Genomic DNA, 9,862 nt, shown 5'->3' with positions numbered 1-9,862 from the left:
CATCGTGTATCCGGCGGCAGCGCTGACGCAGGGCAAGTCGCCGAAGGGAGGGCTGGCGTTCGTGCGCTTCCTCCGGACGGATGTCGCGTGGGCCGAGTTCCGGAAGCGGGGGTTCCAGGCGGTGAGGCGGGTCACGCCGGGGAGGGTGGAACCGAGGTCCGTGCCTGATGCGGGGCCGGTGCCGGACGCGGGCGTGACGCGAGCGCCGAAGGGGCAGCGTTCGCCGTGATGGAGGAGGGGCTGACCGGGCTGGTCCTGTTCACGGTGGCGGTGGCGGCGCTGTCCACGGCGCTCATCCTGGTGCCGGGCGTGGCGGCGGCGTACGCGCTGGCGCGTTGGAAGGGGCCGGGGCGGGGCGTGATGGAGACGGTGCTGGCGCTGCCGCTGGTGCTGCCTCCGACGGCGGTGGGCCTGGTGCTGCTGGAGCTGCTGGCGCGGGATTCGGTGCTGGGTCGGATGCTGGACGCGGTGGGCGTGGAGGTGGTGTTCACGCCCAAGGCGGTGGTGCTGGCGAGCGCGGTGATGGCGTTCCCGCTGCTGGTGCGCTCCGCGCGCGCGGGCTTCGAGGAAGTGGATCCAAGACTGGTGGCGGTGGCGCGCACGTTGGGGAGCACGCGCACGCAGGCCTTCTTCCGGGTGACGTTGCCGCTCGCATGGCGCGGGGTGCTCACGGGCGCGCTGCTCGCGTTCTCCCGGGCGCTGGGCGAGTTCGGCGCGACGGTGCTGGTCGCGGGCAACATCCCGGGGCGCACGCAGACGCTGTCGCTGGCCATCTTCCATCGCACGCAGATGGGCCAGGACGCGGAGGCGCTGAAGCTCGCGGGTGTGGCGGTGGTGCTCGCGTTCGGGGTCATGTACGTGACGGAGGTCGTGACGCGGCGGCGCGGCGCGCGAGGACTCGCGTGACGCTTCATGTCTCCGCGATGCGGAAGCCCACGGAAGGCACGCGCCCGTGATGAAACTGTCGCTGCGCCTCCCGCTGGCGCGCTTCACGCTGAAGGTCGAGGCACGGTTCACCTCCGCCTCCGTGGCGGTGCTGGGGCGTTCAGGTTCCGGGAAGACCTCGCTGCTGGAAGTGCTCGCGGGCCTGCGGCGTGGCGCGACGGGGCGCGTGGTGGTGGACGAGCGCGTGCTGCTGGACAGCGACAGGGGCGTGGACGTGCCTCCCGAGTCCCGACGCATGGGCTACGTGCCCCAGGACGCGCTGCTCTTCCCGCACCTCACCGCCGGACAGAACGTGCGCTTCGGGGCGCGCACCGGGCGACCGTCGCGCGTGGATGAAGCGGTGCACCTGCTGGAGCTGGAACCGCTGCTGCATCGCTACCCGGTCACGCTGTCGGGAGGAGAGAAGCAGCGCGTCGCCCTGGCCCGCGCGCTCGCCACGGACCCCGCGCTGCTGCTGCTGGATGAGCCGCTGGCCGCGCTGGACATGGCATTGAAGGAACGCGTGTTGCCCTACCTGCTGCGCGTTCGTGACGAGGCCCGCGTGCCCTTGCTCTACGTCACCCATCAACTGGGCGAAGCGCGGGTGCTGGCCCACGAAGCCCTGCTCCTGGACGGCGGCGCGGTGCGAGCCGTCGGACCAGCGGACACGGTGCTGGGAACGACGGCGCGCGGACTGCTCACCGGCGAGCCCGAGGAGAACATCCTGGAAGGCACGCTGGAGCATCCCAAGGCCGGAGGCACGCGGCTGCGCATCAACGAAGGACTGTCGCTCTGGGTGCCAGAGGCGCCAGACGTTCCCGCGGGAACCAAGGCCACCTACGCGGTGCCGGCGGAAGACATCCTCCTGTCCACGGGACCGCTGACCGGCGTCTCCGCGCGCAACGTGTTGGAAGGCACCGTGGCGAAGGTGGAGGACGCAGGCTCAGGCGAGTGTGTGACCCAGGTGGACGTGGCGGGAGTGCGCTGGGTGGTGCGCCTCACGCACGCCGCCGTGCGCGAGCTGTCCATCGCGCCGGGCCTGCGCGTGTACCTCGCGGTGAAGTCAGCTTCCTGCCGTCGGCTCGTCGGAAGGGCCTGACCGCTGACGGTTGCACTCCCAGCACGAGGAGGGGGCATGGAGCTGGAGGCTTACGCGTACGTCGGGCCCGAGGCGATTCGCCGCGCTGTGGTGTCACATCCTGTCGGCGCATCCATCCGCTCGGCGGAGGAGCTCGACCGCTGGCTGCGGAGCCACCCGGAGGCGGTTCACGAGGGAACGACCTACGTCGTGGACCTGTCGGGGTGCCTCCGGCTGGCGCCGCGTCGGTCCGAGCACGTGGCCTGCGCGGGCGGCGAGGAGGTGCTGGCGGCAGGAGAGCTTCACTTCCGGAGCACAGCGCGGGGTTGGGACGTCGCGGAGGTCTCGAACCAGTCGACCGGGTATTGCCCGGACACCTCCTGCTGGACGGCGGTGGCTCACGCCCTATCCCGCGCAGGCATCCATGGGCTTACGGGCTTCACCCACGAGATTGTCTTCCGGCGCTGTTCGCGCTGCGGTGAACTCAACCTGGTGAAGGAGCAGTGGTTCGTCTGCGCCTTCTGCGAAGCGGACCTGCCAGCCCGATGGAACGTCGCCCCGAGCCGGCGCGTGAGCGTGACCGACGCGCCGTAGCTTCCACTCAACGCTTCGTCCCCACCTTCTTCGCCCCACCGCGTCCCGCTGGCTTCGCGTGGTAGCCCTCCACGAGCATCCCCAGCGAATGGGCCAGGGACATCGCCGTCTCATTGGGCACGCGGGTGTCCTTCAGCTTGTTGCGCGCTGGGTCGAGCTGCAGGCCCGTCGCCCCGGTGAAGTCGGTCCGGGTCAGCGTGCAGCCGCGGAAGTTGCTGCCGGTGAGGTCCGCTCCGGTGAAGTCCGCGTCCGTCAGGTCCGTGTCGAAGAAGTTCGCCTCCCGGGCCACGCAGCGCACGAACGACGTCTGCCGCAGGCCCAGCCCCACGAACGAGCTGTAGGGCAGGCTGCACTCCTCGAACATCACCTCGGGGTTCGACGCCACGCCCGTCCAGTCAATGCCCATCAGCTTCGAGCCCTCGAAGCGCACGTCCCGCAGTCGGATGGCGTTGAAGTTCGCGCGCGTGAGGTTGCAGCCCCGGAAGACACACGCCTCCAGGAGGCTGTCCTTCCACCGGCCCTCCTGCAACTGGCAGTCCTGGAAGGTGCACCGGTAGAACTCCTTGCCGCTCAGGTCGACGCCCTGGAGGTCCAGCTCTCCAAACGTCTCCCGCTCGAACGAGTCCTCATCCTTGAACCGCCGCAGCAACGCGGCCACCTTGTCCTCTTCCACGGTCACGGAAAGCACGGTCCTTCCTGGCGGGGATGCCGGGTGCGCGGCACGCCTTATACCGGGCGCCCGGCGACGTCGCAGCCCGCATGAAGCCGTCCGTCACGCGGTGCCGGTGTGCAGGGTGTGCTCCAACCAGTCGAAGACGCGCTCATCGCGCAGCGCCATCGCCGCGGGCTCGCAGTGCCAACTGGCGCCCTCGTCCTCGGTGAACCGGGAGAGCGTGGAGGACCCCAACGCGGTGTGCAACTCCTCCGACTGTCCCGGCCAGAACTGCTCGTGGTCGGGCGAGGTGATCAGCACGGGGCACTCAATCTTCGCGAGCGTCTCCGCATCGAGCCGCATGGCCTCCGCCGCCTTGAACGCCTCGAACGGGGATTGCGTTCCGTAGGGAGCCATGCGCCACATCAACCCGGCCTGCTCCGAGGGCGACTGTCTCAGGCCCATCGCCAGATACCCGTCGAACGCTTCCTGCTCGTTGGCATCGAGCAGCAGCTTCAGCTCCGGGGGCAGGTGCGCGGTCCACGAATCCCCCACCCTCAACACCCCGGGGTCCGCGATCGCGGCGGCGATCCGGTGCTCGAACGCGACCGCGCGAGGCACCATGTAGCCAGCCTGGCTCACCCCCTGGAGCACGATGCGTCGCGGATCCACGTCCGGCCAGGTGAGCAGCCAGTCCACCACGGGCGTGATGACCCGCTCCCAGTCGGGCCGGAACGCCAGCTTCTGCCGGTGCAGCGCGGCGCCCTGTCCCGGACCGTCGAAGGCGAGCGCATTCCAGCCCCGCTCCAAGGCCGCCGCGCCGCCGTCCTTCCACATGGAGGTCACCGGCCCGTCGCTGCCGTTGTTCAGGATGAGCGTCGGCCGGGGGGCCGCGCTCCGGTGCGCCGGACGGAAGAAATAGCCTTCCAGTCGGGTGCCTTCATACGGGATGGCCACCCGCTCCACGGGGGGCTCGAAGCGCGTGGTGGCCTCATCCCAGCACTCGCGGTGGCGCCGCCACAGCGTGCTGAAGCGCTCGGGATCCGACGTGCCGGGCGCACAGGAGGAGGCCTCGTCGAAATAGGTGCTCGCGCGCAGATACGCGGAGCGGGCGCTGATGTGATGTCTGGCGACGGCGCTGGCGTGGGCCTGTTCCTCCAGTCGCTCCGCCAACGCGGTGAACTCCCGCACCCACGCTTCCCGGTCCCCGTCCGGAATCCTGTCGAGCGTGACGAGGACCTCTCCCACGTCCGACAGGCCCCGGTAGGAGGCTCCGAGCAGGCTCAGGCGGGCGAACTCGAACCCCTCATCCTCGAAGTAGCGCTTCATCCCCGAAGGGTGGCAATCCGCCCCGACGAAGAGGAGTGGCGATGCCTGCTCCTTCCCGCACCCTGCGCTCGGCTCCCCCCACGAACCGCCAGCTGCCCCGGGCAACATGGCCGGTTGCCTGAAGACGCACCGCGAGGACCCGGGCCCGCGACAGGGGCACCGGATCCTCCCGGCTTCAAACTACTTCGCCACCAGCACCAGCGTGCCCCGGCCACACAGGCCATAGGTCGCGTTCTCGCCGCCCATATCGTCCGCGGTGCCCGGGTTGAGCAGCACCTGGCTGGCGCCCCGGCTCTCAATCCACGAACAGGTGTCCGTCACGCGGTACCACTTCCGGCCCGTGCCCGGCCACGGCAGGGTGAACGTCACGTTGCCGGACCAGCCGTTGTAGGCGACGTAGATGGCGCCCACCGTCTCCCCGGAGAACTCCGTCGCGTCGATGCGGTAGGCCAGCGCGTGGTTGCCCGCGTCGTCGAAGTACGCCGCGTTGGGCACCGTGCCGTCCGGCTTGAACCAGCGGTGCTGCTCCATCACGTTCCCGTTGGTGTCCGAGCCGCTGTAGAAGTTGGCCGGACGCAGCGCCGGGTGCGCCTTGCGGAACGCGATGAGGCCCTGGGTGAACGCGCGGAAGTTGGACTGGTCCGTGCTCCACGAATAGTTCAGCCAGTTCTGGTTCGAATCCAGGTTGTAGACGTTGTTGTTGCAGCTCTGCGAGCGCAGGAACTCATCGCCGCCCGTCATCATGGGCACGCCCGCGCTCAGCATCATGAACGCGATGCCGTTGCGCGCGGCCTGTCGCTGGGCGGTCGCGACGCCACCCTGGTCCCAGCTGTGGTTGCTGTCCTCGCCGCCGTCGGACGGGCCGTAGGGCCACGCCTGGTTGTTGTTCTTGCTGTTGCATGAGTACAGGTCCTTCAGGGTCATGCCGTCGTGGGCCACCATGAAGTTCACCGACGCGCCCGGCTTGCGGCCGTCATCCCCATACAGGTCCGACGAGCCCGTGAAGCGCGTGGCCAACTGCCCCGGCGTCACCGCCTCCCCGCCCATCTGGTTCTGGTCCTTGCGGAAGGTGTCGCGGAAGATGCCGTTCCACTCCTTCCACTTCGCCGGGAAGTTGCCCACCTGATAGGAGTTGCCGCCAATGGCCCAGGGCTCCGCGATGAAGTCCGTGCCCGCGCCGCCCGCGTCCGGACGGGGGTCCAACAGGGTGACGATTTTATTGAGCGCCGTGCCCGCGTTGTCGCGGTCGTAGTTGAAGCCGCCGTGCTCCACGGTGTTGCCCAGCACCGACGCCAGGTCGAAGCGGAAGCCGTCCACGCCCAGCGTGTCCTTCCAGTACGACAGCGAATGGAGGATGACGTTCTGGGCCGTGGGGTTGAACGTGTTGAAGTTGCCGCCCACGCCGGTGTTGTCCCAGTTGAACTGCTTGTCCGCCGTGAGGCTGTAGTACGTGGGGTTGTCCAGGCCCCGGTACGTCATGACGTTGTACGTGCTGGAGTTACCGCTGATCCACGCGCCGCCTTCGCCCGTGTGGTTGTAGACCACGTCCACCAGCACCTTGATGCCCGCGTCGTGGAAGGCCTTCACCATGGCCTTGAACTCGCGCGTGGGGCCGCCCGCGGACTTGTCGCACGCATAGCGGCGGTCCGGCGCGAAGTAGCTGAGGTTCATGTACCCCCAGTAGTTGTCGCCCGTGGTGCTGGGGGACTGCCCGGCGGGCACGTAGTCGTTGTTGTCGTTGTCCGTCTCGTGCAGCGGCAGGAACTCCACCGCCGTGACGCCCAGCGCCGCCAGCGCCGCGGCCTTCTGGCCCGCCGTCTTGTAGGTGCCCAGGCAGTTGGCATCCAGCCCGGAGCCGGTGTCCTGCTTCGTCAGGCCGCGCAGGTGCACCTCATAGACGACGTCGTCCTTGAAGGCGCGCGTGGGCTTGGTGCCGGTGGCGGTGGCGTCCGGGGGCAGCACGATGCCCTTGGGGGCGCGCGCGCCGCTGTCCTTGTAGCGGTGCAACGGGCCGGAGGCGAACACCGTGGCGTCCTGGGAGGTGGACAGGGCGTTGACCGGGTCGTGGCTCAGCTCCAGCGCGTACGGGTCCCACAGGAGCTTGTTCGGGTTGAAGCGGTTGCCCTGGGCGTCCACGTCGGAGATGAAGCCCACCGTGTTGTTCGCCTTCGTCCAGGCCGCGTCGTAGGGCCAGTTGGGCCCCCACGCCCGGTAGCCGTAGTAGACGGGCCCGGTGATGTTGTTGGTGGCGTTCTTCAGCGTGGCGACGGAGACGGACTTGGACCAGATGTTGGTCGCGGTGTCCTTCACCATCACGTACTTCAAGACCTCCTGCGCACCCAGGGGCGTCTTGTAGATCCACACCTCGATGCGCGTGGCGCGCGAGGAGAACACGCGGAAGTCGATGTTGGCCTGCGTGGCGTCGTACTTCGCGCCCAGGGTCCAGGTGAGCAGCTCCTGCTCCTGCTGGGCCGTGTCCACGATGGCGGGCGCTTCAGCGGGAACTGCTTCGTCCGGCGTGTCCGATGCGGCGCAGGAGACCATCGCCGAAGCGAGGCCCGCGGCGAGGAGGGGCTGCCACCGCGAGAGCCAGGGGCTCCGGCGGTGACGACGAGGAGGGGTCATCATGGATGTGGCTCCAGACGCGGCAAGCGAGGGCAAGCCCGCCGGGCCCGCGACTGCCCGGGGCCATTCGGTTCAGCACCCCGGTGACGTCCAAGTCAACCGCCTGCCTCCCCGCGGATGTCGTCCGTGCGTCATCCGCCCCCACCGGCCTTGGCCCGGTGCGTCAGGGAAGGGGTACCTTGAGCTCACCGGAGATGATGCGGGCGCGGAGCGCGTCCAGCGTGCGCAGCGCCTCTTCCTTCCCCGGGAAGTCCAGCCGCACGGGGGACAGGGCAATGCCCCCTTCTTTCAGCCCCAGGGAGAGATTGCCGCCCTGGAGGCGTCCCTGACGCTGGTCGCGGATGGCCTCGTACACCACCAGGTCCACGCGCTTGATGACGGCGGAGAGCACCGCCCGGGGCGCCAGGTGTGACGGGTCTGAATCCACGCCAATGACATACACGGGCTGTCCCGCGTCGCGCGCCTCCTTCACGGCCTGGATGGCGCCCAGCCCATCCACGCCCGCGGCGGCGAAGAGGACGTCCGTGTTCTTGAGCAGCAGGTCCTGTCCCACCTGCTTGCCCAGGGCGAAGTCGGTGAAGCTGCCGGTGTAGTTGACGAGCACGGTGGCCTTTGGATTCGTCGCGGCCACGCCCGCCCGGAAGCCGGCCTCGTAGCGCTGCACGAGGGGAATCTTCATGCCGCCCACCATTCCCACCTGGCCCGTCTTCGTCACCAGTCCGGCCAGGGCTCCCGCGAGGAAGCAGCCCTCCTCCTCGCGGAAGATGACGGTGCGCACGTTGGGGAGGGTGAGCGCACGGCCCTGCGCGTCCAGGAGCGGGCTGTCCACCAGGAGGAAGGGCAGCTTCGGGTTGCGCCGGGCCACCTGCTCCACCGCGTTCTCCAGCATGAAGCCCACGCCCATCGCCAGGGACACCTGCTGGTCGGCCAGCAGTTGGAGGTTGGGCTCGTAGTCCTCGGCCACCCGGCTCTGGAGGACGACGGGGGTGATGCCCAGCGGGGCCAGCTCCGGGGCGCGTACGCCCAGGTCGGCTCCCAGCGAGGACAGGCGCTCGGGGGTGGACGCCGCCTCGTAGCCGGCCTTCTCGTACTTCACTCCCGCCGCCCAGAGCTCCAGTCCCCGCAGCGCGGAGTCGTTGAAGGCATGGTCGCCACGGCCGCCCAGTCCCAGGACGAGCCCGACGGTGGACGTGTCGCCGGAAGGCCGCGCCTCCGTGACGGGGGGCGTCGTGGAGGGCTGCTCCTTCTTGCAGCCCGGGGAGGCCGCCAGCAGGCACAGGGCGAGGCAGAGGATGTGTCGGGACGGGCTCATGTCATCGCCGTGTCTACCACGCCGCCGCCACCGCTTCCGGAACGCGACGCCGACGGTGATGGCAACGGCAATCCCACCCCTGCGACGGAGGCGTGTTCGCGGTCCGCGGTCAGGTGACGCGGGCCTGGCCGTTCTCGCTTTCACGCTGCTGCGAACGGACCCACCTGCGGGAGGCATGGAGTCCGCGCAGCACGCCCCGCAGGGAGGGTTGCTGACTGGCCAGGAGGAGCAGGTAGCTCCACACCGAGCTGCCGCGACGGTTCAGCAGGGCATGGGCGAACGGCGTCGTGCTCTGGTCGATGTAGCTGGGGACGTTCTCGAACCACTCGGAGCTGCTGCGCGCCGCGAGCTGGATGGCGACCAGGGCGGCGCGCCGCTCTTCGTCATACGCCTGGAGCGCGGTGGGCAGGTGCGCGTGTTCCCGCAGTTGCCGGGCCAGCGAGATGGCATCCTGGATGGCCAGCTTCGTCCCCGAGCCAATCGAGAAGTGGGTGGTGTGGGCCGCGTCACCCATGAGCGCGACCTTGCCGTGGTACCAGCGCTCGTTGGTGATGCGCTTGAAGTGGAGCCACGGCGCCTTGCCCAGCCCGCGCAGCTGGTTGAACAGGGAGTGGCCCACGAGCTGGCGCTTGAAGATGCCTTCCAGTTTCCGGAGGGTTTCGTCCGGCCCCATCGTGTCGAAGCCCAACGCGTCCCAGGTCGCCTGCTGGCACTCGACGATGCAGGTGCTGGTCTCGTTGTTGAAGCGGTAGGCGTGGAACCAGAGCCAGCCGGCGGAGGTCTCCTCGAAGGCGAAGGTGAAGGCGTCGAAGACCTTGTTGGTCCCCAGCCAGATGTACTTGTTCTTGCCCTCCTCCAACCGGGGCTGGAAGTGGCTGGCGTGCTTCTGGCGGAGCCGGCTGTTGACGCCATCGCAGGCGACGATGAGGTCCGCGTCCGCGAACGCGGACAGGTCCTGGACGTCGTACTGGTAGCGGATCTCCACCCCGAGCCCCTTTGCCCTCCGGGTGAGGATTTCGAGCAGGCGGTCGCGTCCCAGGCTGAAGCCATATGCGCCAATGCGGGCCGCCGTCTCGCCGCGGAGGTGCACCTCCTGGGTGTCCCAGCGGCACGCTTCCGCGTCGATCTCCCGCGCGCTCACGGGGTCATTGCGTTGGAGGTCGCGGAGCAGGTCATCCCAGAACACGACGCCCCAGCCATACGTCACGCCCGGCGCGTTGCGCTCGAGGACGGTGACGTCGTGCTGGCTGTTGGAAAGCTTGGCCAGGATGGAGAAATACAGCCCCGCAGGGCCACCGCCGACACATGCGATCTTCATGTCATTCCCCCACCCCTGTCTCTTATACCC

General features: G+C 69.0%; 8 protein-coding genes and 1 pseudogene. 4 read left to right on the top strand and 5 right to left on the bottom strand.

Going from position 1 to position 9,862, the window contains the following annotated elements; translation table 11 throughout:
- From D7X74_RS44580 to D7X74_RS34440, 4 genes and pseudogenes are all read left to right on the top strand, one after another.
- Positions 1–229 (top strand): annotated as a pseudogene (locus tag D7X74_RS44580) (hypothetical protein); the annotation flags it as partial.
- The gene (gene modB / locus D7X74_RS34450; protein WP_120537240.1) at positions 229–906 is read left to right on the top strand and encodes a molybdate ABC transporter permease subunit; all 678 of its coding nucleotides are present in this window, start codon (positions 229–231) and stop codon (positions 904–906) included. The pseudogene D7X74_RS44580 and the gene modB, both read left to right, overlap by 1 nt.
- A gap of 49 nt (positions 907–955) precedes the next feature.
- Entirely contained in the window at positions 956–2,023 is a 1,068-nt protein-coding gene (gene modC / locus D7X74_RS34445) for a molybdenum ABC transporter ATP-binding protein (protein WP_120537239.1), read from the top strand.
- Positions 2,024–2,059: 36 nt separating this feature from the next.
- The gene (locus D7X74_RS34440; RefSeq protein ID WP_120537238.1) at positions 2,060–2,596 is read left to right on the top strand and encodes a hypothetical protein; all 537 of its coding nucleotides are present in this window, start codon (positions 2,060–2,062) and stop codon (positions 2,594–2,596) included.
- A 7-nt stretch (positions 2,597–2,603) separates the two neighbouring features.
- Here D7X74_RS34440 and D7X74_RS34435 read toward each other — a convergent pair whose 3' ends face one another.
- The 5 genes from D7X74_RS34435 to D7X74_RS34415 all read right to left on the bottom strand — a co-directional run bounded on the left by D7X74_RS34435 (position 2,604) and on the right by D7X74_RS34415 (position 9,832).
- A complete protein-coding gene (locus D7X74_RS34435) occupies positions 2,604–3,284 on the bottom strand; it encodes a pentapeptide repeat-containing protein (RefSeq protein ID WP_233595822.1) in 681 nt (226 codons plus the stop codon).
- A gap of 84 nt (positions 3,285–3,368) precedes the next feature.
- Entirely contained in the window at positions 3,369–4,577 is a 1,209-nt protein-coding gene (locus D7X74_RS34430) for a S9 family peptidase (RefSeq protein ID WP_120537237.1), read from the bottom strand.
- Between the two features lie 180 nt (positions 4,578–4,757).
- Positions 4,758–7,205 carry an isoamylase gene (locus D7X74_RS34425; protein ID WP_120537236.1) on the bottom strand — a complete coding sequence of 816 codons (2,448 nt, stop codon included), beginning with the start codon at positions 7,203–7,205 and terminating at the stop codon, positions 4,758–4,760.
- Between the two features lie 160 nt (positions 7,206–7,365).
- Positions 7,366–8,514 (bottom strand): BMP family protein, encoded by a 1,149-nt coding sequence (locus D7X74_RS34420; RefSeq protein ID WP_120537235.1) that lies wholly within the window; start codon positions 8,512–8,514, stop codon positions 7,366–7,368.
- A gap of 109 nt (positions 8,515–8,623) precedes the next feature.
- Entirely contained in the window at positions 8,624–9,832 is a 1,209-nt protein-coding gene (locus D7X74_RS34415) for an FAD-dependent monooxygenase (protein WP_120537234.1), read from the bottom strand.
- Positions 9,833–9,862 lie beyond the last annotated feature (30 nt).

Origin of the sequence: Corallococcus sp. CA047B (assembly GCF_003612065.1) — a bacterium.
Lineage (GTDB): Bacteria > Myxococcota > Myxococcia > Myxococcales > Myxococcaceae > Corallococcus > Corallococcus praedator.
Note: the sequence above shows the minus strand (reverse complement) of the source record. Positions and strands in the feature narration are given on the sequence as shown.

Bases quoted from the DNA above. Each gene is read 5' to 3' on its own strand.
- modB (WP_120537240.1), top strand. From the start codon at position 229: ATGGAGGAGGGGCTGACCGGGCTGGTCCTGTTCACGGTGGCGGTGGCG.
- modC (WP_120537239.1), top strand. From the start codon at position 956: ATGAAACTGTCGCTGCGCCTCCCGCTGGCGCGCTTCACGCTGAAGGTC.
- D7X74_RS34440 (WP_120537238.1), top strand. From the start codon at position 2,060: ATGGAGCTGGAGGCTTACGCGTACGTCGGGCCCGAGGCGATTCGCCGC.
- D7X74_RS34430 (WP_120537237.1), bottom strand. From the start codon at position 4,577: ATGAAGCGCTACTTCGAGGATGAGGGGTTCGAGTTCGCCCGCCTGAGC.
- D7X74_RS34425 (WP_120537236.1), bottom strand. From the start codon at position 7,205: ATGATGACCCCTCCTCGTCGTCACCGCCGGAGCCCCTGGCTCTCGCGG.
- D7X74_RS34420 (WP_120537235.1), bottom strand. From the start codon at position 8,514: ATGAGCCCGTCCCGACACATCCTCTGCCTCGCCCTGTGCCTGCTGGCG.
- D7X74_RS34415 (WP_120537234.1), bottom strand. From the start codon at position 9,832: ATGAAGATCGCATGTGTCGGCGGTGGCCCTGCGGGGCTGTATTTCTCC.